This window comes from Micromonospora sp. DT46, assembly GCF_049841735.1.
In the GTDB taxonomy this organism is placed as follows: domain Bacteria; phylum Actinomycetota; class Actinomycetes; order Mycobacteriales; family Micromonosporaceae; genus Micromonospora; species Micromonospora reichwaldensis.
Map to the genome: position 1 here is coordinate 151,098 of NZ_JBNCKW010000010.1, position 21,066 is coordinate 172,163.

The following is a 21,066-nucleotide window of genomic DNA, read 5'->3' on the forward strand; positions in this document are numbered from 1 at the left end:
CCCGGTACCCAACATGCAGATCTTCCCGAGGGAAGGAGGAGCGAGGCCATGCTTCGGCTGATCCTTAGACGGCTCGCCAGCGCCGTCCTGGTGTTGCTGCTCGCCTCCGTCGTGATCTTCACTGTGATCTCGGTCTCGGGAGACCCGTTGGCTGAGCTCCGGGACCGGCAGCCGCCGGTCCCGGAGTCGGTGATCACCGCTGAGGAAGAGCGCTTGGGGCTGAACAACCCCCTCCCCGTGCGCTACCTGAACTGGCTCGGCGGGGTGCTCACCGGAGACTTCGGCCCGTCGACCATCGCGACCCGGGACATCGGGGCCGAGTTGGGCACCCGGGTCGGCGTCACACTGCGGCTCGTGGTGCTGGCCATCGTGCTCGCACTCGTCCTCTCCCTGATCGCTGGCACGGTCTCGGCACTGCACCAGCGCCGCTGGCCGGACCTGATCATGACTCCCACCGCGTTCGTGCTTCTCGCGCTGCCGTCGTTCTGGCTGGCCGTGTTGTTCAAGCAGTGGGCGATCGGGCTGAACGACGCGACCGGCTATCAGCTCTTCTACACGGTGGGTGCGGTCTCCGTGCCACAACCGGAGGCGATAGGCGCCCGGATCGCGGACATCGCCGGGCACCTGGTGCTACCGACGCTGGTGCTGGCCCTGGTCCACTTCGCGACCTGGAGCCGCTACCAGCGTGCGGCGGTCGCCGAGGGACTGGCCGGCGACCACGTCCGGTTCGCCGTGCTCAAGGGCCTCAGCCGAGGACGGATCGTCAGGTCGTACGTGGTCCGTCCCGCGCTCATCCCGATCGTCACCATCGTCGCTTTGGACCTTCCGGTCGTCTTCTCCGGTGCGGTGATCACCGAGACGGTCTTCCAGTGGCGCGGAATGGGCGGTTTCCTGCTGGAGTCGATCGCGACCCGCGACACCAACGCCGTACTCGCGTGGTTGCTCATCGCCGCCACCGCCGTGGTCGTATTCAACCTGATCGCCGACATCCTGTACGGCCTTGTGGATCCTCGGGTGCGCTATGCAAAGTCCTGAGCTGGCCAACGATCTCGCGCCAACGGCCGGGACGTCGAAGATGGCCGTCACCTTCCGACGGTTCGTCCGGCACAAGGTGGGCATGGGTGCACTTGCCGTCCTGCTCATCGTCATCCTCGCGGCGGTCATCGTGCCGCCGCTGTGGCCCTACGACCACACCGACATCACCCCCGAACTGTCGCAGTCCCCGTCCCTGCAACACCCGATGGGCACGGACACCCTGGGCCGTGACCTGTTCGCGCTGGTGCTGCGGGGCATGCAGCAGTCGCTGCTCATCGCGGGCTCGGTCACGATCATCGCCTGTGTCATCGGCGTCGTCATGGGTGTCGCGGCCGGCTACTTCGGGCGGTTCGTCGACGCGGCCGTGATGCGCACGGTCGACCTCGTGCTCACCCTGCCCACCATCGCGCTCGCCGCGTTCCTGGGCTCGCTCGTCGCGGGTAAGGGCGTCTCCTGGCTCGGCCTGGCCATGGTCCTCGGCGCGCTGATGTGGACGTCGGTCGCCCGCCTCGTCCGAGGTGTCGTGCTCGGAATGCGCGAGTTGGCCTTCATCGACGCGGCCCGGGTGATGGGGGCGAGTCCGATCCGCATCATGTTCCGGCACCTGGTGCCCAACGCGTCAGACCACATCGTGGTGTCGGGAACGCTCATGTTCGGCGTGGCCATCCTCGCCGAGAGCAGCCTGTCCTTCCTCGGATTCGGTGTGCAGCCCCCGGACACCTCCCTGGGTTTGCTGGTCGCCAACGCACAGTCGGCGGTGCTGACCCGCCCGTGGCTGTTCTACTTCCCGGGTCTGCTGATCGTCACGATCGTGCTGTCGGTCAACTACGTCGGCGAGGGGTTGCGGGACGCCTTCAACCCGAAGTCCTCGCCCGCCAACCCGCTGGCGACACCTCGCCGGCTGCGCAGGCGCAAGCCGCATCCGGTGTCCGGCGATCCGGCACCATTGCAGAAGCCGCTGCTCAAGGTGTCGGACCTCTCCGTACGGTTCGGTGAACACATCGCGGTGGACGCCGTCAACCTGGAGGTCAGGCCGGGTGAGGTGGTGGCCCTCGTCGGTGAGTCCGGGTCCGGAAAGTCACTCACCGCGCTGTCCCTGGTGGGGCTGCTGCCCAGCAACGCGGTGGGCAGCGGGTCGATCAACTTCGACGGCGCCGAGCTCAGTGGTCTGAGCTTCGCGCAGTGGCGCGAATACCGGGGTCGGCGGATCGCGATGATTCTCCAGGACCCGTCGACCACCCTCAACCCGGTGCTCACCATCGGTGCCCAGTTCGCGGACTCGATGGCACTGGCTGGCACGGTCAAACGGGCCGAGGCGCGACGGCGCGCGATCGAGCTGATGGAGAGCGTGGCGATCAAGGACGCGGAGGCTCGGCTCGACCAATATCCGCACCAGCTTTCCGGCGGAATGCGCCAACGGATCGCGATCGCGTTGGCCATGGTGCACGATCCGGATCTCATCATCGCCGACGAGCCGACCACTGCCCTGGACGTCACCGTGCAGGCCCAGGTGATGGCGACGCTGGCGTTGGCCCGGGAACGTACCGGCGCGGCGATGCTCTTCATCACCCACGACCTGGCCCTCGTCGCCGGCATCGCGGACCGCGTCGCCGTGATGTACCAGGGCGAGATCGTCGAGCAGCGGGACGTCTTCGCCATCTTCGACAACCCGGAGTCGGACTACACCAGGAAGCTGCTGTCGTTGGCACCCCGGATCACCAGTCAGGCGGGGGAGGGGCAATGAGCGCGCAGACGCCCATCGGCGGGTCCGCCGAACTGTTGCGGGTCACGGACCTGGTGAAGCACTTCCGGGCTCCCAGGGCGGCCCGACGACGCGGGCAGGCCATCGTGCACGCCCTCTGCTCCGCCTCGTTCTCGGTCGGCCCGGCGGAGACGCTCGGCATCGTCGGGGAATCGGGGTCGGGTAAGACCACGCTGCTGCGGACCATCCTCGGGTTGCAGCAGCCGACCTCGGGTCAGGTGCTGTTCCTGGGCCAGGATGTCTCCCAGCGCAAGGGCGCCACCGCCCGCGCGTTGCAGCAGGAGATCTCGGTGGTGTTCCAGGACCCGTACACCTCGTTGGATCCTCGGATGACGGTGGCGGACCTGCTCGCGGAGCCGATGCGGATCCACCGGCTGCCGGTGGACGGCGCGCGGGCCCGGACGCTCCTCGACCAGGTACGCCTGCCCGCCGCCAGCCTGCGGAAGTTCCCGCACGAGTTCTCCGGCGGCCAGCGTCAGCGCATCGCCATCGCCCGCGCACTGGCCCTGAATCCGAAGCTGATCGTGCTCGACGAGCCGGTGTCGGCGCTGGACGTGTCGGTCCAGGCGGAGGTGTTGGGCCTGCTCAAGGAGTTGCAGCGGGAACGGCAGGTCTCCTACCTGTTCGTGGCCCACGACCTTGCCGTGGTTGCCGACATCTCCCACCGGGTGGGGGTGATGTACGGCGGTCAGCTCGTCGAACTCGGCCCGACCGGACAGGTGATCGGCGAGCCGGCGCACCCGTACACCCGGGAACTCCTGGCCGCGGTGCCGGTGCCGGACCCCCGGATCGAGCGGGCCAAGCCGCGAATGCTGCAACGCCGGTGGCCGACGGAAACCGACGGCCTGCCGCCGTGCCCGCACGGCGACGCCCTGTAGCCGTCACCGAACAACAGAACAGAGAGGCACGCATGTCCGTAGATTTCGTGGTGGCTACCCCGCATGACGCGGTGGAGTTCAATGACGTATACCGGAACGTGACAGGCAGCGCCGGCTATCTGGCTTGCAACAACATCTACAACCGCGTCGTGCTGAACGAGTGGTACGAGGTGAACCCGTTCCCGGATCTGGCGACCCACTGGGAGCAGTTGGACGGGTCGCGTCGCTGGCGCTTCCACCTCAACAAGGCCGCCCGCTGGCAGGACGGCACCCCGCTGACCGCGCACGACATCGTCTACACCCACCTGCACGCCAAGAAGATGGGCTACCAGGGTGGGATGTTCCTGCGGGACGTGGAGACGATCGTCGCGGTCAACGACCACACCGTCGACTACCACCTGCACACCCCGAACGCGGGATTCCTCGTACTCCTGGGGAATTTCATCTTCGCGCACATCCTGCCCCGGCACCTGTACGAGGGAACGGACTGGGCGACGAACCCGCACAACCTGGACCCGGTGGGTTCGGGCCCGTTCCGACTGGCCGAATGGATTCCGGGTGAGCACATCATCCTGGAGGCGGTGAAGAACCACTGGGGGCCGCAGCCGGAGATCGACCGGATCATCCTGAAGATCGTCGCGGACCGCGACGAGTGCGCCCGGATGATCGCCCGGGGCGAGGCCCACTTCGCGCCGCAGGACACCGTCACCCGGGACCGGCTGGGCTTGGTGGAGGGCGTTCCCGGGATCGAGGTCCTCAAGCGGCGGGGCCCCGGCATGGCGTTGCTGGACTTCAACCACGGGCGCGAGCTATGGCAGGACCAGCGGGTACGGGAAGCCATCGCGCACGCGGTGAACCGGGACGAGATCGCCGAACTGGGCGACCCCGGGGTGTCCCAGGCCTGGGGCCACTACCTGATCGGCTCATCATGGGCGTTCAACGCCGACGCCAAGGCCCCCCGCTTCGACCCGGAGCGGGCCCGCACGCTGCTGGATGAGGCGGGTATCACCGCAGACTCCTCGGGTGTCCGGGGCCGGCTGTCCATGTTCTACATGGACACGTTCCACGGTCACCGGCCGATCGCTGAGATGATCAGCCGCCAGTTGGGCGCGGTCGGGTTCGAGACGACCTTCGCCGGCCTCTCCTCGGTGGACTGGGCGCGGCAGGTCCGCGACCAGCATGACTTCGACCTGATCATCGTCGGCGGCTCGATGGCGCCGGACCCGGAGATCACGGCGACGAAGTACTCCACCGGCGGGCAGAACAACATGTGTATGCACCGCAACGCCGACGTGGACGCCGCCTACCTGGCCGCGCGCAACGCCGGAACCCGCGCCGAGCGCCGTGAGCACTACCGGGAGCTCCAGAAGGTGTGGGCGCGGGACACCGAGTGGGTGCCGTTGTTCTGGTACGGCACGTACTACCCGCGCAGCGAGAAGTTCTTCGGCTGGGCCGACCAACTCGGCTTCTCCATCCCCTGGTGGCACTGGGGCCGGATGCGTCCGGTCGCCTGAGCCCTCACCCGGTCCCGGCTCTCGGCGGTCACGACTGCCGATAGCCGCACCGTGCTCAGGCCGTTGACACCGGTGGGTCCGCACAGCCTCCGCCGGTGAAGGCGTGGTTCGCGCCGCGTCCTCGCCCGATGTCGGACCCCTATGCTCCTTCGGTCTTCACAAGTGGCTCTGGCGGGCCATACGGTGTCCGGCGGACACGTCGGGGTGGGCAGCGGAGGAGTGATCGTGCGCGGGCGGATGGTGGGCGCCGGGGTGACCCTGCTGCTGGTGACGGGGTGCGGCGGGGAGGCGGAACCGGTGGCTGTACCACCGCCCGCGCCGGTCACGGTCGACCTGGCCGCCGCATCCTCCGGCGGGGCGTGCCGGCTGCTGGACTTCGGCGTGATCGAGCAGCACGCGGGCGTCCGCTTCGACGTCGCGGCGGCCAGCGCGACGGGCGACAGCCACACCTGCGTGGTGCGCGCCGGTCGCGAGGCCCTGCCGGAGTTGACGCTGACCGTCACCCGGACGTCGATCGACGCGGCGACCTTCACCGCCGACGTGGTGCCGGAGAAGGCGGCCAAGGTCACCGGGCTCGGCCAGCGGGCGTACCGGCGGACAACCTCGGCCAAGGGCACCCTCGGGCCGGTCGCGGAGGTGGGCTGGCTGGCCGCCGAGGGCCGCCTCGCCACCCTGCGCTACGCCGCCGCACGCGACGCCGACAAGGCGGAGGCCGAGAAGCTCACCACCGGCCTCGTCGCCCTGGCCCAGGGACTCGACACCCGCGCTATCTGACGCCGGCCAGGGTTGACGAAGCCGTCCCGCCACAGCGTGAACTGCCTCGCCTCAAGATCCTGCGCCTGCTGCGTGCGGGCGTGGGGCCGGGTGGATCAGTGGGCGGCGACGAAGACCCGGGAGGCTACCTCACGGGGCAACCTGATGCGGTCGCCCGAGCGGTCGATCGAGACCCCGTCGCGCTCCTGCGCCACCGTCACCGTCGCGCCCGGGTCGACGCCGGCGGCGTGCAGCTGCCGGAGCACGTCCGAGTCGGTCTGCACGCTCTCGCAGATGCGTCGCACCACGACCGGCCCCGACAGCCCGGGGAACGCCAGGTTGCGCTCACCCTCGATGGGGGCGGCGGCCGTCTGCTCCGGCGTGCCCAGCTCCTCCAGCCCCGGGATCGGGTTGCCGTACGGCGAGCGGGTCGGCCGGTTCAGCAGGTCGTAGACCCGCTTCTCGACCGCGTCGCTCATCACGTGCTCCCACCGGCAGGCCTCCTCGTGGGCCTCCTCGTAGGGCATCCCGATCACGTTGACCAGCAGCAGCTCGGCGAGGCGGTGCTTGCGCATCACGGAGACCGCGTTGCTGCGGCCGTGCGCGGTGAGCGCCAGGTGGCGGTCGCCCTCGACGGTCAGCAGGCCGTCGCGCTCCATCCGGGCGACGGTCTGGCTGACGGTCGGCCCGCTCTGCCCCAGCCGTTCGGCGATGCGGGCACGCAGCGGCGGAACCCCCTCCTCCTCCAGCTCGAGGATGGTCTTGAGGTACATCTCGGTCGTGTCGACCAGATCATGCTTCACGTCAGCGGACCTCCGGCCAACGATGCTACCTCGGTGTTCACCGAACGACCCACGGCGAACCGCCAGGTCGGTGCCGGGATGGTGTTGACTGGACGCCATGTCCGCCTCCGATGATCTCCTTGTCGAGGCCGGTCGGCTCGCGGTCGAACTCGGCCAGGCCGACCCGCCCACGCTGCTCGACGTGCGCTGGCGGCTCGTCGGCGCGCCGGGTCGGGAGGACTACGCCGCCGGTCACCTGCCCGGCGCGGTCTTCGTCGACCTGGACACCGCGCTCTGCGGGCCGCCCGGACCCGCCGGCCGCCACCCGTTGCCCGACGCCGCCGCCCTCCAGGCCGCGCTGCGGGCCGCCGGCGTGCGCGCCGGTCGTTCCGTCGTGGTGTACGACGGCGGCGACGGCATGGCCGCCGCCCGCGCCTGGTGGACCCTGCGCTGGGCGGGCCACCGGCCGGTACGGCTGCTGCACGGCGGCTTCCCGGCGTGGCTGGCCGCCGGGCTGCCCGTCAGCACGGCGGTGCCGACCCCGGAGCCGGGCGACGTGGAGGTGCGGCCCGGAGCGTTGCCGGTGCTCGACGCGGGGGAGGCGGCCCGGCTGGCCGCGGCCGACGACGGTGTCCTGCTCGACGTGCGCGCCGCACCCCGCTACCGGGGCGAGACCGAGCCGATCGACCCGGTCGCCGGTCACGTCCCCGGTGCGGTGAACCTGCCCGCCGGCGAGTACGTCGCCGAGGGCCGGTTCCCCGCCGCCGAGGCGCTGCGCGAGCGGTTCGCCGCCGCCGGGGTGGGCGAGGACCGGCCGGTCGGGGCGTACTGCGGGTCGGGGGTGACCGCCGCGCAGGCCGTGTTCGCGCTGCACCTGGCCGGCCGGCCGGACGCCGCGCTCTACGTCGGCTCGTGGAGCAACTGGGTCGCCGACCCGGCCCGCCCGGTGGCCACCGGAGCGACCCCGGCCGGCTGAACGGGCAACGGACGCCGGGCGACACCCGGCGGCTGAGCAGCGCGTGCGCGGGCGTGCCGGGGCGCGCGTGCGACGATGGGGCCATGTCCGACGACACGGTGGTGGTGTGGGACGAGTCGCTGCTCGCCTACGACATGGGGGACCATCCCCTCGACCCGGTACGGCTGGAGTTGACCTTCGCCCTCGCCCGGGAGTTGGGCGTGCTCGCGCGTCCCGGGGTGCGGCTGGTGAAGCCGGAGCCGGCCGACGACGCGCTGCTGAGCCGGGTGCACGACCCGCGCTACCTCGCCGCGGTGAAGGTCGCCCCCCGCGATCCGCTCTTCGCCGGCTTCGGGCTGGGCACCTCCGACAACCCGGTCTTCGAGGGGATGCACGAGTCCAGCGCGCTCGTCGCCGGCGCCACGGTGGCGGCGGCCGAGGCGGTCTGGCGGGGCGAGGCCAGGCGGGCGGTCAACGTGGCCGGCGGCCTGCACCACGCCATGCCGGCCCGGGCCGCCGGGTTCTGCGTCTACAACGACCCGGCGGTGGCCATCGCCCGCCTGCTCGACCTGGGCGCCGAGCGGGTCGCGTACGTGGACGTGGACGTGCACCACGGCGACGGGGTGCAGCAGGTCTTCTGGAACGACCCCCGGGTGCTCACGGTCAGCGTGCACGAGACGCCGTTGGCGCTCTTCCCGGGCACCGGCTTTCCCGACGAGACGGGCGGGCCGGGCGCCGAGGGCAGCGCCGTCAACGTCCCGCTGCCGCCCGGGTTGGACGACGCGGGCTGGCAGCGCGCCTTCCACGCGGTGGTGCCGTCGGTGCTGCGCGCGTTCCGGCCGCAGGTGCTGGTCACCCAGTGCGGCGCCGACGCACATCGGCTCGACCCGCTCGCCGACCTGAACCTCTCCGTGGACGGGCAGCGCGCCACCTACCTGGCCCTGCGGGCGCTCGCCGACGAGCTGTGCGAGGGCCGCTGGGTGGCCACCGGTGGCGGCGGGTACGCGCTGGTCGAGGTGGTGCCCCGGGCCTGGACGCACCTGCTCGCGGTGGCGGCCGGGGAGCCCATCGACCCGGCGACGCTGACCCCGCCGGCGTGGCGGGAGCTGGCCGCCGGGCGCCGGCCGGGCCGGCAGATCCCGCTGCGGATGACCGACGACGTGGACCCGGCGTACGAGCCGTGGCAGCCGACCGGCGAGCCGAGCGCCGTGGACCGGGCGATCGCGGCGGCCCGCAAGACCGCCTTCCCGCTGTTCGGGCTCGATCCGCACGACCCGCGCGACTGATCCGGCGGGCGGAGGGGACCGCACAGGTGACCACTGTGGAACAACCGGTGGACGTGCTGCTCAGCGACGGCAGCACCGTGCAGTTGCGGCCGATCCGTCCGTCGGACGGGCCGGGCATCGTGGCGATGCACTCGCGCTTCTCCGAGCGCACCCGCTACCTGCGCTACTTCTCGCCGTACCCGCGCATCCCCGAGCGCGACCTGCAACGCTTCGTCAACGTCGACCACCGCGACCGGGAGGCGTTCGTGGTGCTGGTCGGCGACCGGATCGTCGCCGTCGGCCGCTACGAGCGGCTCGGCCCGCAGGCCCCCGAGGCCGAGGTGGCGTTCGTGGTCGAGGACGCCTACCAGGGCCGGGGCATCGGCTCGGTGCTGTTGGAGCACCTGGCCGACGCGGCCCGCCGCAACGACATCGCCAACTTCGTGGCGGAGGTGCTCCCGGCCAACGGCGCGATGCTGCGGGTCTTCTCCGACTTCGGCTACCAGGTGCAGCGGCAGTTCGCCGACGGCGTGGTGCACCTGAGCTTCCCGATCGCCCCCACCGACGCGACGCTGGAGGTGCAGCGCGGCCGGGAGCACCGCACGGAGGCCCGCTCCGTCGCCCGGCTGCTCGCGCCGCGGGGCGTCGCCGTCTACGGCGCCAGCGCCACCGGGCAGGGCGTCGGCGCGGCGGTGCTCGGGCACCTGCGCGACGGCGGTTACACCGGCGCGGTGGTCCCGGTGCATCCGGGCGCGACGACGGTCGCCGGGCTGCCCGCGTACTCCTCGGCGGCCGATGCCGGCGTGCCGGTCGACCTGGCCGTGGTGGCGGTCCCGCCGGAGGCGGCGACGGAGGTGGTGGCCGACGCGGCCGCCGCGGGCGCGCACGGCCTGGTGGTCATCTCGGCGGGCTTCGCCGAGGCCGGCGGCGAGGGCGCGGCCGCGCAGCGCGCGCTGGTCCGCGCGGCGTACGCGGCGGGCATGCGCGTGGTCGGCCCGAACTGCCTGGGGGTGGCCAACACCGATCCGGCGGTACGCCTCAACGCCACCCTCGCCCCCCGGCTGCCGGTGCCCGGCCGGGTGGGCATCTTCAGCCAGTCCGGCGCGTTCGGGGTGGCGCTGCTGGCCGAGGCCGACCGGCGGGGGCTGGGCCTGTCGAGCTTCGTCTCGGCCGGCAACCGGGCCGACGTCTCGGGAAACGACCTGCTCCAGTACTGGCAGGACGACCCCGGCACCGACGTGATCATGTTGTACCTGGAGACGTTCGGCAACCCGCGCAAGTTCGCCCGGCTGGCGCGCCGGATCGGCCGGGACAAGCCCGTCGTGGCGCTCGCCTCGCCGGCCCGGCCGCCCGGGGTGGGCGACTCCGCCGGCCCGGACGAGGTGGCGGTCGCCGCGCTGTTCGCCCACTCCGGCGTGATCCGGGTGGACACCGTCGCCGAGCTGCTCGACGTCGGGGTGCTGCTGGCCCACCAGCCGCTGCCCGCCGGCCGTCGGGTAGGCGTGGTCGGCAACTCCTCGGCGCTGACGGGGCTGGCGGCCACCGCCTGCGCCGCGCAGGGGCTCACCGTCGCCCGGGGCTACCCGCGCGACGTCGGCCCGCGCGCCGGCGCGGCCGAGTTCGCCGCCGCGCTCGCCGAGGCGGGCGCCGACAGCGAGGTGGACGCGCTGGTGGTGGTGTTCGCCCCGCCGCTGCCCGGCCAGCTCACCGACACGGAGTCGGACTTCACCGCCGCGCTGCCGAGCGCGTTCGCCGCCGGCAAGCCGGCCGTGGCGACGTTCCTGGTCGGCCGTACGCCCGCCGGGGTGCCCGCCTACCCGAGCGTGGAGGAGGCCGTGCGCGCCCTCGCCCGGGTCACCGCGTACGCCGACTGGCTGCGCCGGCCCGCCGGGGTGCCGCCGGAGCTGCCCCGGGTGGACCGGGAGGCGGCCCACGCCGCCCTGCGCCCGGAGGCCCTCGACCCGGCGGAACTGCTCGCGGCGTACGGGATCGAGGTGGTCGAGTCGGTGCCGGCGCGCTCCGCCGCGGAGGCCGTCGACGCGGCGACCCGGCTGGGTTTCCCGGTGGCCCTCAAGGCCGCCGCCCCCGGTCTGCGGCACCGCCTCGACCTCGGCGCGGTCCGGCTCGACCTGCCCGACCCGGCCACGGTGCACCGCGCGTACGCGGAGATGTCGGCGGTCTTCGGCGCGGACGTCCTGGTGCAGCCGATGGTCCCGCCCGGTGTGGCCTGCGTGGTCGAGCTGGTGGAGGACCCGGCGTTCGGCCCGGTGGTCGGCTTCGGGCTGGGCGGCGTCGCCACGGAGCTGCTCGGCGACCGGGCCTGGCGGGCGGTGCCGCTGACCGACCTGGACGCGGCCGAGCTGGTCGACGAGCCCCGGGCGGCGCCGTTGCTGCGCGGGCACCGCGGCGCGGCGCCGGTGGACCGGGCGGCCCTGGCGGACCTGCTGCTGCGGGTCGGCCGGCTCGCCGACGAGCAGCCCCGGGTCCGCGCGCTGAGCCTCAACCCGGTGCTCGCCCGCCCCGACGGCATCTCGGTGCTGCACGCCACCGTGCGGGTCGGCTCCGCCGTGGCCCGCCCCGACACCGGCCCCCGCCGCCTGTGAGGAAGGTGCCCTTCCTGACACGTCGCGGTGCGGCGGCCGAACCGGTCAGGCCGCCCGGTCGGAGATCTGCTGCACCGACCAGGCGTTGCCGTCGGGGTCGGCGAAGTGGACGAAGCCGACGTTGTCCAGCGGGTCCGGCATCGGGCGCGGATTCTCGCCGAGCACCTGGATCTCGCTGACCTCGACGCCTCGCTCGACCAGCTCCGCCCGCGCCCGGCGCAGGTCGGGCACGACGAGCTGGAGGCCCTTGAGCGAGCCGGGTGGCATCTCGGGCAGGGGCCCCCTGCCGATCACGATCGAGCAGCCTGAGCCGGGCGGGGTCAGCTGCACGATCCGCGCGTCGTCGCCGAACGTCGTGTCGTGGTCGACGGCGAAGCCGAGCCGGTCGGCGTAGAACGCCTTGGCCCGGTCCACGTCGGAGACCGGCACGACCACCACTTCCAGGGTCCAGTTCATGGCTATTGGTAGCCCGTCGGGCAGCCGGGATCAAGGACCACGGTCCGGACGGACGCGAGGCCCCGGCGAACCGCCGGGGCCTCGCGTGGTCCAGGAAACGTCAGCAGGCGTACGCCTCCAGGCGCTGCGCCCGCTCCGGGTCACGCAGCTTCAGCAGGGTCACCTTCTCGATCTGCCGGATCCGCTCCCGGGACAGGCCGAACTCCCGGCCGACCTCGTCGAGGGTGCGCTGCCGGCCGTCGTCGAGGCCGAAGCGGAGCCGGATCACGGCCTGCTCCCGCTGCGACAGGGTGGACAGCACGATGCTGACCTCGTTGCGCAGCTCGCCCTGCGCGGCGGCGTCGCCCGGCTCGGCGCTCGGGTCGACGGCGGCGACGAAGTCGCCGAGCGCGCTCTCGCCGTCCTCACCGACCGCCTGGTCGAGGCTCACCGGCTCCCGGTCGTACGAGATCAGCTCGATGACCTGGAACTCCGGGATGTCCATGGCCCGGGCGACCTCGGCGACGGTGGGCTCGCGGCCCAGCGAGACGGAGAGCTCGCGGCGGGCCCGGACCATGCGGTTGACCTGCTCGACCATGTGCACCGGGATGCGGATCGTGCGGGCCTGGTCGGCCATGGCCCGGGTGATCGCCTGCCGGATCCACCAGGTGGCGTACGTGGAGAACTTGTAGCCCTTGGCGTAGTCGAACTTCTCGACCGCGCGGATCAGGCCGAGGTTGCCCTCCTGGATCAGGTCGAGGAACGCCATGCCGCGACCGGTGTACCGCTTGGCGATGCTGACCACCAGGCGCAGGTTCGCCTCCAGCAGGTGGTCCTTCGCGGCGCGGCCCTGCGCGACGATCAGCCCCAGGTCGGCCCGGAACTCCGCCGAGACGGGGGTGCAGGTCGCGAGTTTCTCCTCGGCGAACAGCCCGGCCTCGATCCGCTTGGCGAGGTCGACCTCCTGGGCGGCGGTCAGCAACTTCGTCCGGCCGATCCCGTTCAGGTATGCCCGGACCAGGTCCGTGGAGACGCCGCGCTCGTCGGTGGCGTCGAGGTCGGTCAGGGTGTCGGTGGCGCTCGCGGCCTCGGTGGTGCCGGCAGGGCGCGTCCGGTGCTCCGTCATCTGCAGGGCCATCTCAGTTTCTCCCCGTGTCCACGTCTGTGCCGTTGGATCCGGCCCAGTGGTGCCGGTGTGACACACAGCTTGGCGGGCGGGGCGTGAAACGGGAGTGAGGCGATCGGGGAACCGACACGAATTCCGTCGATGCCCTGCTCAGCGTGGGCGGCTCGTCGCCGAGCGCTGGTTGCCGCCGGCGGTTACCGTGCCAGCGGTCGGCCCGCACGGCCGGCCCGCCGGCGACGTCGGCGTACCGAACAGGTTGTGGAGGGTGTCGTGGTCTTCAAGCGGCTCATGCAGGCGATGGGTGTGGGTGGCCCGTCCGTGGAAACCGTGCTGACGAATCCGAACTGCCGCCCCGGCGGCCAGCTGGAGGGCGTCATCCACGTGGCTGGCGGCGACCACCTCGTCGACGTGTCGTACGTCGCCCTGGGCCTGGTCACCCGGGTCGAGGTCGAGAGCGGCGACAACGACTACGAGACCACGCAGGAGTTCCACCGGCAGGCCGCGACCGGCGCCTTCCGGCTCGCCCCGGGGCAGCGCCACGACATCCCGTTCCGCTTCGCCGTGCCGTGGGAGACGCCGCTCACCGAGCTGTACGGGCAGCACCTGCACGGCATGACGATGGGGCTGCGTACGGAGCTGGAGGTGGCCCGCGCGGTGGACAAGGGCGACCTGGACGCGGTGGCGGTGCACCCGCTGCCGTCCCAGCAGAAGATCCTGGAGGCGTTCCTGCGGCTGGGCTTCCGGTTCGCCCGGGCCGACGTGGAGCGCGGCCACATCTACGGCGTACGGCAGACCCTGCCCTTCTACCAGGAGATCGAGTTCTACCCGGCGCCGCAGTACGCCGGGGCGATCAACCAGCTGGAGGTCACCCTCGTCACCGACCCGCAGCAGATCCAGGTGGTGCTGGAGCTGGACAAGCGCGGCGGTCTGTTCACCGAGGGCCGGGACGCCTTCGGCCGCTTCACCGTCGACCACGCCACCGCCGAACGTACCGACTTCACGCCCCAGCTCGACGGCTGGATCCGTCAGTCGCTGCAACGCCGCGGCCTCTTCTCCTGACGCCACGGTGTGCGCCGGCCCTGCCGCGGGCTCGCCGGGCCCGCGGCACCGTCAGGCCCAGCCGTGCCGCGCGGCGTGCCAGCCGAGCTGCATCCGGGTCTGCACCCCCGCGAGGTCCATGAGGTGGCGCAGGCGCCGCTGGAGGGTCCGCAACGACAGGTCGAGCTGGGCGGCGACGACCGGGTCGGTGAGCCCGGCCAGCAGCAGCGCCATGATCTTCCGGTCGAGTTCGGTCGGGCCGTCGGCCGCCTGGCGGTCGGCGTTGTCGCCGGCGGGGGCGGTCAGCGCCGAGGAGTCGAGCGAGTGGGCGTGCCGCCAGACGATCTCGAACAGCGCGTCCATCGCCGCCAGCAGCCCGGTGCGGTGCAGCAGCACCGCGCCGGGCTCGCCGCCGGGCGTGGCGGTCAACGGCACCAGGGCCAGTTCCGCGTCGGCCAGGACCAGCTTGATCGGCAGGTGGTCGACCACCCGCACCTCGACGCCGTCGCGCAGCGACTCCAGCGTCTCGGTGACCACCCCCGGTTCGGCCAGTGTCGGCCGGTCGATGACGACGCGGAAGCGCACCCCCTGGCCGACCGCCGTCGACTCCACCGCGTTGGCGCCCGGCGGTACGGCGATGAACGGGGTGGTGACGAAGCTGCGCACCTGCGTGCGGGCGGCGTGCTGCACCTGCGCGAACCGGTGCCGGACGGCGTCGACGCCGCTGACCACCTCGATCAGCTCGTCGATGGTGCGCCCCGCGATCGACGAGCGGTACTCCTCGGCGAGCCTGACCAGCGCGAGTTCCGCGTTGTGCAGGGCGCCCCGTTGCTCGCTGATCAGCGCCCCGAGCGCGACGGCGGGCGGCGCCACCGAGAACTGCCCGTCCGGGCCGTGCTTCACCAGGCCGTACGCGGTCAGTTGCGAGAGCACCGCCTCGACCGCCGCGGCGGGCCTCCGCAGGGCGTCGCCCAGCTCGGCCGGGCCGGACTGGCCCCGCCGGACCAGCAGGCCGTAGACCGCCTCGTCCTCGGGGCTCAGCCCCAACGCGCCCAGCATCGGTGGCTGCCTCCCTCTGCCCGCTGCGGCAGGCAGAGTATGGGACACCGGCACCGGTCCTGACCAGCCCGGGAAGGCCGACGGGTCGTCGGGAAGGGCCCCGGAACGCTGCGTGTCCCGGGGCCCCGCCAACCAGCTCACCGCAGGCCGTACACCCGGATGAGTTCCTGCCGGATGCCGAAGCCGGCGTCCGTCTTGGCGCCGGCCCGCACCGACACGAAGCCACCCGGCTGCCTCGGCAGGGCGAGCGAGCCGGTCCAGCGGTCACCCGCGCCCTTGCTCAGGGTGACCTTCCGCCAGGTGGCACCGTCGTCGTACGAGACGTCCAGCGTGACCGACGTGACCGTGCCGGTGCCGGTGCCGCCCGGCTGCGGCCCGGCCTTGACGCTGATCCGCTGGGTGGTGCCCGCCTTCACGTCGCCGCGCAGGTCGGTCTCCAGCGCGTAGTCGAGCTGGAGCAGCGCGAACGGGACGAAGTTGTCGGCGGTGTTCGAGCCGGAGACGAAGTCCCACTCGGTGTGCGTGCGGGTGGACAGCCGCCACCGGTCGGCCGGCCGCGAGGCGTCCAGCACCAGGCGGTACGGCAGCGTGCCGGCGGGCACCGGCGTCCATTGCAGGTCCGAGCTCCAGGTGTTCTCGTCCACCAGCTTGTCGCCCTGGTAGAGCTTGAGGTGGGTCGGCACCGAGCCCCACTCCAGGTTGCCGCCGTGCTCCAACACGTCGTCCGACGGGCTCCAGGCCTGCACGTTCAGGGTCATGTAGTCCCCGTAGCGGCTGTTGCGCACCCCGAACGCCCGGCTGAAGGCCGGTGGGACGGCCGGCGCGAACCAGTCCAGCCTGGTCGTGCTGCCCTTGGCGTACGTGTTGAGGTAGGCCGTGTCGGTCCAGCCGCCCTGGTCGTGCACCTCGTGCCAGACCACGTCGGGCGTGACCCACTCGGTGCGGGTGTCCGGGTGCGACTCGCTCTCGGGGAAGCCGAACGAGGGGCTGAAGACCATGTCGTAGCGGTAGCCGGAGCCGGGGGAGTCGACGGCCGCGTGGTAGCGGGCGTCGATCCGGCCCAGGTCCCGCTGCCGGGGGTGGTAGGCGAGCGACCGGTCCGGCACCTGTCCGGGCCAGACCCGGGCCAGGTCGTAGACGTAGCCGGCGTACGGGACCCGGGTGACGGTCAGCTTGCGCGGCCCGCCCCGGGTCGCGGCGATCAGCTGCCTGCCGGCGTCGCGGTGCACGGTGGCGACGGGGATGGCGGACTCGCCGACCCACTCGTTGAGGATGCCGGCGCCGTCGTTGACGACCAGCAGCAGCTTCGCCCCGGCGGCCGCCGCGGCGGCGGCGCGGGCGGTCGGGTCGACCGCGTCGCTGCGGGTCACCACCACGGCCCGGCCCTTGACGTCGAGACCGGCGTACGCCTCCGGAGCGCCGGTGCCCGCGTAGACGGGTCGCAGCGTCTCGGTGCCGGCGGTGACGGTGCTGCCCGGCTGGACCGTGGCGTCGACCGGGGACCGGCCGGGGATGCGCAGGCTCAGCATCGGCTCGCCCTTGCGCCACCGCGCCGCCATAGTGAACGAGACCTTGCTGACCCGCTCGGTCGGCAGGACGTACAGGTCGTCGTAGCGGATCGGCAGCTGGTACGCCGCGCGGAAGTCGCTGCCGTCGGCGTACCCGACGGTGTAGTCGAGCTTGCGCTGCCGGTCCTCGGTCCGCTCCGGTGCGGTGGTGTCGAGCAGCCGTGCCCGGCGCGCGTCCAGCACCACCTCGGCGCCGCGGTCGAGCACGGTCTCCGGGTCCACCAGCAGGGCGAAGCCGAGCCGGTCGGACCGCTCGCCGGGAACGTCCAGCACGGCCTCCACCGTGTAGGTCCCCTTCGGCAGGCGCAGCGTCCGCTCGCCGGCGACCGGGTACTGCCCGGGGTTGGGCTCGCCGGCCCGGTTCACCACGACCGTCGCGCTGGCCGGCTTGCCGTCGCGGCCGACCAGCTTGACCTTCAGGTCGTACCGCTCGTTCTCCTTGAGCAGCCCCAGCGCGGTACGGGTGACCGCCGTGCCGGTGGCGGCGTCGGTGCCGACCAGGTAGCCGGTCAGCTCGCCGTGGGCGTCGCCGCGCGGGTCGCCGGTGACCGCGACGTCGGCGCTGCCGCCCGCCGGCACGGTCACCGTGGAGGCGCCCAGCGCGAACGGGCCGCCGCCGGTCAGGGCGAGGTCGAGGGTCACGGCGGCGGTGCCGGAGTTGGTGAAGGTGACCGGCCGGGTGACCGGGGCGTCGGTCGGCTCGTGCGGCCAGTCGAAGGTGCCGAAGAACGCCGAGCCGGTGGCGCGTACGGTGCCGCGCACCGCCGCCGCCACGTCCAGCCGGCCGGTGCCCACCTGGTACGGCCGGTAGCTGTCGGACAACCCCTTGGCGCTGCTCATCAGCGCGTCCTTGAGCTGCTGCCCGGTCCAGTCGGGGTGCCGCTGGGCGAGGATCGCGGCGGCCCCGGCGACGTGCGGCGTGGCCATCGAGGTGCCGTCCATGCCCTGGTACGCGCCCTCGCCGGCGGCCTGCTGCGAGCGGGCCGCGACGATCCCGACGCCGGGTGCGGCGAGGTCCGGCTTGAGCGCGCCGGTGCGGGCCAGCGGGCCGGTGCTGGAGAAGCCCGCCAGCGCGTCCTGCTTGTCGACCGCGCCGACCGTCAGCGCGCTCGGCGCGGTGCCGGGCGACCCGATGGTCTGCGGGCCGGAGTTGCCGGAGGCGACGACGAAGAGCGTGCCGTGCCGCGCGGAGAGCGTCTCCACGGCGGCGGTCATCGGGTCGGTGCCGTCGGTCAGCGAGCCGTCGCCGAGGCTCATGTTGACCACGTCGGCCCCGGACTCGGCCGCCCACTGCATGCCGGCGATGATCCAGGAGTCCAGGCCGTACCCGCCGTTGTCGAGCACCTTGCCGACGATCAGGTCCGCGCCCGGGGCGACGCCCCGGTTGCCGCCGCCGGAGGCCGCGCCGGTGCCGGCGATCGTCGAGGCGACGTGGGTGCCGTGCCCGTTGACGTCGGAGGTGTCCTCGCCCGGCACGAAGCTGACCTTGTCGTCGACCTGGTCGACCAGGTCGGGGTGGCTGGGGTCGACCCCGGTGTCGAGCACCGCGACCCGTACTCCGCTGCCGTCGTACCCGGCGGCCCACGCGGCGGGCGCGCCGACCTGGGGCACGCTCTCCTTCAGCGCCGCCGTCACCCGGCCGTCGAGCCAGAGCTTCGTGACCCCGCCGCCGAGGGCCCGGGCCGGTGCCGTCGCCGTGGCGGGCGCGAGGGTGGACCAGAGGGTGCGGGCCTGCTTCTTCTCGGTGGACAGCGCCGCGCCCTGGATGCTGGGCAGGTCGCGGACCAGCTTCGCGCCGCGCGGTGGCGCCGGCTTCGCCGTGCGGGCCTTCGCCGGGGTGTACGCCGCGATCAGCGGCAGCGTGGGGGTCTTCGCGTCGTCGTACCCCATCTCGATGAGGTCCGTGACGTTGAACAGCCGCCGGTCGAGCTTGTCGCTGTCCAGCAGCGGCAGCGCCTCGTCGGGCAGGACGTACAGGTCGTCGCCGCTCTGGCGGAAGCGCACGCCGCCGGTGGCGTCGTCGGGCCGGTCGACCTCTGCGGTGGCCTTGCCGTCGGCGGAGGTGGTCACCGTGACCACGTCGCCGGTGATCAGGGTGACCGTGTGGGTGTCCCGGGTGGCGGCGGGGGCGGCCGGCGACGGGCCGGCCGCCGTCGCCGGGGCCTGGATCGCGGCGAGGCCGGCCGCGACCATTCCGGTCGCCGCCGCGGCGGCGGTGAGCCGCCGTCTCGCGCGACCCCAGGTGAAGGGCTGTGAGGGGGATGACATGCGATGGTTCTACCGTCGTCGGCCGACCCCCGTGAACAGTTGGCGGCGGCGGTGTTGCGCCACGACGGGACTCCGCCACCGGGATCCGGCGCCGGCCGCCGGCCCGGCCGGTCAGATGTCGAGCAGCACCGTGCGGGGGCCGACGTTGACGCTCTCGACCAGCATGTGGGCGCGGAAGCGGCCGGTCTCCACCTTGGCGCCCCGGGTGCGCAGCGCCGTCACGACCTCCGTCACCAGGGGCTCCGCGACCTCGGCCGGTGCCGCCGCGGTCCAGCTCGGACGGCGACCCTTGCGGGCGTCGCCGTAGAGGGTGAACTGGCTGACCACCAGGACCGGCGCGCCGGTGTCCGCAGCGGACCGTTCCTCGTCGAGGATCCGCAGCTCGTACACCTTGCGGGCCATGGTCCGGGCGGTCTCGACGGTGTCGGTGTGGGTCACCCCGAGCAGCACCAGCAGCCCGTCGTCGATCGCGCCGACCACCTCGCCGTCGACCGTCACGGCGGCCCGGCCGACGGTCTGCACCACCGCCCGCATCAGTCGGCGACCGGCTCGATGAAGCCGCGCTCGACGAGGTGCGCGACGATCGGCCCGGCCGCCTCGGCCAGCTCCCCGGGGGTGACGTCGTGCGCGGCGGCGAGCAGGGCGAGCTGGTCGCGCAACGCCAGCCGCCCGTCGGCCCCGCCGACCAGGGCCAGGACGAGCGGGTCGATCTCCTCGGTCCAGCGCAGGCCGTGCGGCATGGCCAGCACCTGCCGGTCCACCGCCCAGCCCTCGTCGCCCATGGTGGCCTCCTGCCGCAGCTGGAGGCCCTCGGCGGCCCGGAAGCGGGCGGCGAGCAGCCCGTCGGTGTCGCGGGCGCGCAGCCAGTCCTGGCGGTCGAACCACGTGTCGACCCGGTCGCCGAGCGGCGCCTCCACCCGCTGGCGCAGGTCCTCCACCCGCACGATCGGGTCGTCGTGGCCCGAGCGGCGCAGCGAGACGATGCCGAAGCCGACCGCCTCCACCTTGTGCGCGTCGAACCAGTCCAGCCAGTCCGCCATCCGGCGCGGGTCGGCCGCCTCGCCGACATCGGTGAGCCACAGGTTGACGTACGCCATCGGGTCGGCCACCTCACGCTGGATGACCCAGGCGTCCAGCCCCGTGCCGGCGAACCAGCCGGTCACCCGCTCGCCCCAGTCCTCCCCGGCGACGTGCACCCAGTTGGCCAGGTACTGCATGGTGCCGCCCTCGGTGAGCAGGCCCGGCGCGGCGGCGGCCAGTTCCGCGCCGATCGCGTCCCCGACCCGCCCCGAGTCGCGGTAGACGTGCGTGGTGGTGCCGGGGCCCACCACGAACGGCGGGTTGCTCACCACCAGGTCGAAGCGCCGCCCGGCGACGGGGGCGACCATGTCACCGCGGAGGAGTTCCCAGTCCTGGCCGTTGAGCGCGGCGGTGGTGGCGGCGAAGCGCAGCGCCCGCGCCGACAGGTCGGTGGCGGTGACCCGCCGCGCGTGGCTGGCCAGGTGCAGGGCCTGCACGCCGGACCCGGTGCCAAGGTCCAGCGCGGCCTCGACGGGCCGGCGGACGGTCGCGCCGATCAGCGTCTGCGTCGCCCCGCCGATGCCGAGCACGTGCTCGGCGTGCAGCGGGCGGCCGGGCCGGGCACTGGCGGGCACGTCGGCGAGCACCCACCACTCGTCCCCGTACGGCTCCAGGTCCACGCCCATCCGCAGCCCGTCGCCGTGCCGCTCGACCAGGCCCCCGGCGAGCGCCTCGGCCAGCGACAGCGGCGCCAGCGCGGCGGCCACGGCGGCCTCCGGCTCGGTCTGCTCGCAGACGAACACCCGGATCAGGGTGCCGAGCGGGTCGCGGTCCTCGGTGGCGCGCAGCGCGGCCCGGAAGTCGTTGCGGGCCACCCCGCCGGTGGCCTGCGGGCCGAGCCGGGTGGCGATGCCGTTCGAGGTGAACCCGGCCCGCGTCAACGCGGTCCGTAGCGCCTCGACGCCGGCGGGGGAGAGCAACATGTCGTGTCCGTCCACGTCGCCA

General features: G+C 73.1%; 16 protein-coding genes. 9 read left to right on the top strand and 7 right to left on the bottom strand.

The annotated features are described in order from the left end of the window. The first annotated feature begins 48 nt into the window (after window positions 1–48). The 5 genes from ACLQ20_RS26280 (at window position 49) to ACLQ20_RS26300 (ending at window position 5,963) form a co-directional block, all read left to right on the top strand. Window positions 49–1,035: an ABC transporter permease gene (locus tag ACLQ20_RS26280; protein ID WP_358116990.1), complete on the top strand. Its 987-nt coding sequence runs from the start codon at window positions 49–51 to the stop codon at window positions 1,033–1,035. Window positions 1,036–1,075: 40 nt separating this feature from the next. Then, complete coding sequence (locus ACLQ20_RS26285) at window positions 1,076–2,779, top strand: dipeptide/oligopeptide/nickel ABC transporter permease/ATP-binding protein (RefSeq protein ID WP_425857955.1); 1,704 nt, start codon at window positions 1,076–1,078, stop codon at window positions 2,777–2,779. Beyond that, a complete protein-coding gene (locus ACLQ20_RS26290) occupies window positions 2,776–3,675 on the top strand; it encodes an ATP-binding cassette domain-containing protein (RefSeq protein WP_425857956.1) in 900 nt (299 codons plus the stop codon). The genes ACLQ20_RS26285 and ACLQ20_RS26290 overlap by 4 nt, the downstream gene beginning before the upstream one ends. 32 nt (window positions 3,676–3,707) lie before the next feature. After that, on the top strand, window positions 3,708–5,189 hold the full coding sequence (locus ACLQ20_RS26295; protein WP_425857957.1) for an ABC transporter substrate-binding protein: 1,482 nt from the start codon (window positions 3,708–3,710) through the stop codon (window positions 5,187–5,189). Window positions 5,190–5,414: 225 nt separating this feature from the next. After that, a complete protein-coding gene (locus ACLQ20_RS26300) occupies window positions 5,415–5,963 on the top strand; it encodes a hypothetical protein (protein WP_425857958.1) in 549 nt (182 codons plus the stop codon). A gap of 95 nt (window positions 5,964–6,058) precedes the next feature. On the opposite strand, the gene ACLQ20_RS26305 is transcribed toward ACLQ20_RS26300, so the two are convergent. Continuing rightward, entirely contained in the window at window positions 6,059–6,745 is a 687-nt protein-coding gene (locus ACLQ20_RS26305; RefSeq protein WP_425857959.1) for a metal-dependent transcriptional regulator, read from the bottom strand. Window positions 6,746–6,842: 97 nt separating this feature from the next. Here ACLQ20_RS26305 and ACLQ20_RS26310 point away from each other — a divergent pair, with 97 nt between their 5' ends. From ACLQ20_RS26310 to ACLQ20_RS26320, 3 genes are all read left to right on the top strand, one after another. Then, window positions 6,843–7,700 (top strand): sulfurtransferase, encoded by an 858-nt coding sequence (locus ACLQ20_RS26310; RefSeq protein WP_425857960.1) that lies wholly within the window; start codon window positions 6,843–6,845, stop codon window positions 7,698–7,700. 83 nt (window positions 7,701–7,783) lie between these two features. Next, window positions 7,784–8,965, top strand: coding sequence for an acetoin utilization protein AcuC (locus ACLQ20_RS26315; RefSeq protein ID WP_425857961.1), 1,182 nt, complete (start codon window positions 7,784–7,786; stop codon window positions 8,963–8,965). Between the two features lie 26 nt (window positions 8,966–8,991). Beyond that, window positions 8,992–11,547, top strand: coding sequence for a GNAT family N-acetyltransferase (locus ACLQ20_RS26320; protein ID WP_425857962.1), 2,556 nt, complete (start codon window positions 8,992–8,994; stop codon window positions 11,545–11,547). A 45-nt stretch (window positions 11,548–11,592) separates the two neighbouring features. Here ACLQ20_RS26320 and ACLQ20_RS26325 read toward each other — a convergent pair whose 3' ends face one another. Together ACLQ20_RS26325 and sigB are read right to left on the bottom strand one after the other, a co-directional pair. Next, window positions 11,593–12,003 carry a VOC family protein gene (locus ACLQ20_RS26325; protein WP_425857963.1) on the bottom strand — a complete coding sequence of 137 codons (411 nt, stop codon included), beginning with the start codon at window positions 12,001–12,003 and terminating at the stop codon, window positions 11,593–11,595. 100 nt (window positions 12,004–12,103) lie between these two features. Further along, on the bottom strand, window positions 12,104–13,120 hold the full coding sequence (gene sigB / locus ACLQ20_RS26330; RefSeq protein WP_425857964.1) for an RNA polymerase sigma factor SigB: 1,017 nt from the start codon (window positions 13,118–13,120) through the stop codon (window positions 12,104–12,106). 258 nt (window positions 13,121–13,378) lie between these two features. Between sigB and ACLQ20_RS26335 the strand changes: the two genes are divergently transcribed. Beyond that, entirely contained in the window at window positions 13,379–14,167 is a 789-nt protein-coding gene (locus ACLQ20_RS26335) for a sporulation protein (RefSeq protein WP_151452470.1), read from the top strand. Window positions 14,168–14,218: 51 nt separating this feature from the next. Here the strand turns inward: ACLQ20_RS26335 and ACLQ20_RS26340 are convergent, their stop codons facing one another. The 4 genes from ACLQ20_RS26340 to ACLQ20_RS26355 all read right to left on the bottom strand — a co-directional run bounded on the left by ACLQ20_RS26340 (window position 14,219) and on the right by ACLQ20_RS26355 (window position 21,059). Then, window positions 14,219–15,205 carry a TrmB family transcriptional regulator gene (locus ACLQ20_RS26340; RefSeq protein ID WP_425857965.1) on the bottom strand — a complete coding sequence of 329 codons (987 nt, stop codon included), beginning with the start codon at window positions 15,203–15,205 and terminating at the stop codon, window positions 14,219–14,221. A 137-nt stretch (window positions 15,206–15,342) separates the two neighbouring features. After that, window positions 15,343–19,041, bottom strand: a complete 3,699-nt coding sequence (locus ACLQ20_RS26345) for a S8 family serine peptidase (RefSeq protein ID WP_425857966.1) — start codon at window positions 19,039–19,041, stop codon at window positions 15,343–15,345. Window positions 19,042–19,152: 111 nt separating this feature from the next. Next, on the bottom strand, window positions 19,153–19,575 hold the full coding sequence (gene dtd / locus ACLQ20_RS26350) for a D-aminoacyl-tRNA deacylase (protein WP_151452438.1): 423 nt from the start codon (window positions 19,573–19,575) through the stop codon (window positions 19,153–19,155). Then, complete coding sequence (locus tag ACLQ20_RS26355; RefSeq protein WP_192581216.1) at window positions 19,575–21,059, bottom strand: DUF7059 domain-containing protein; 1,485 nt, start codon at window positions 21,057–21,059, stop codon at window positions 19,575–19,577. Before ACLQ20_RS26355 ends, dtd begins: the two co-directional genes overlap by 1 nt. Between the last annotated feature and the right edge of the window lie 7 nt (window positions 21,060–21,066).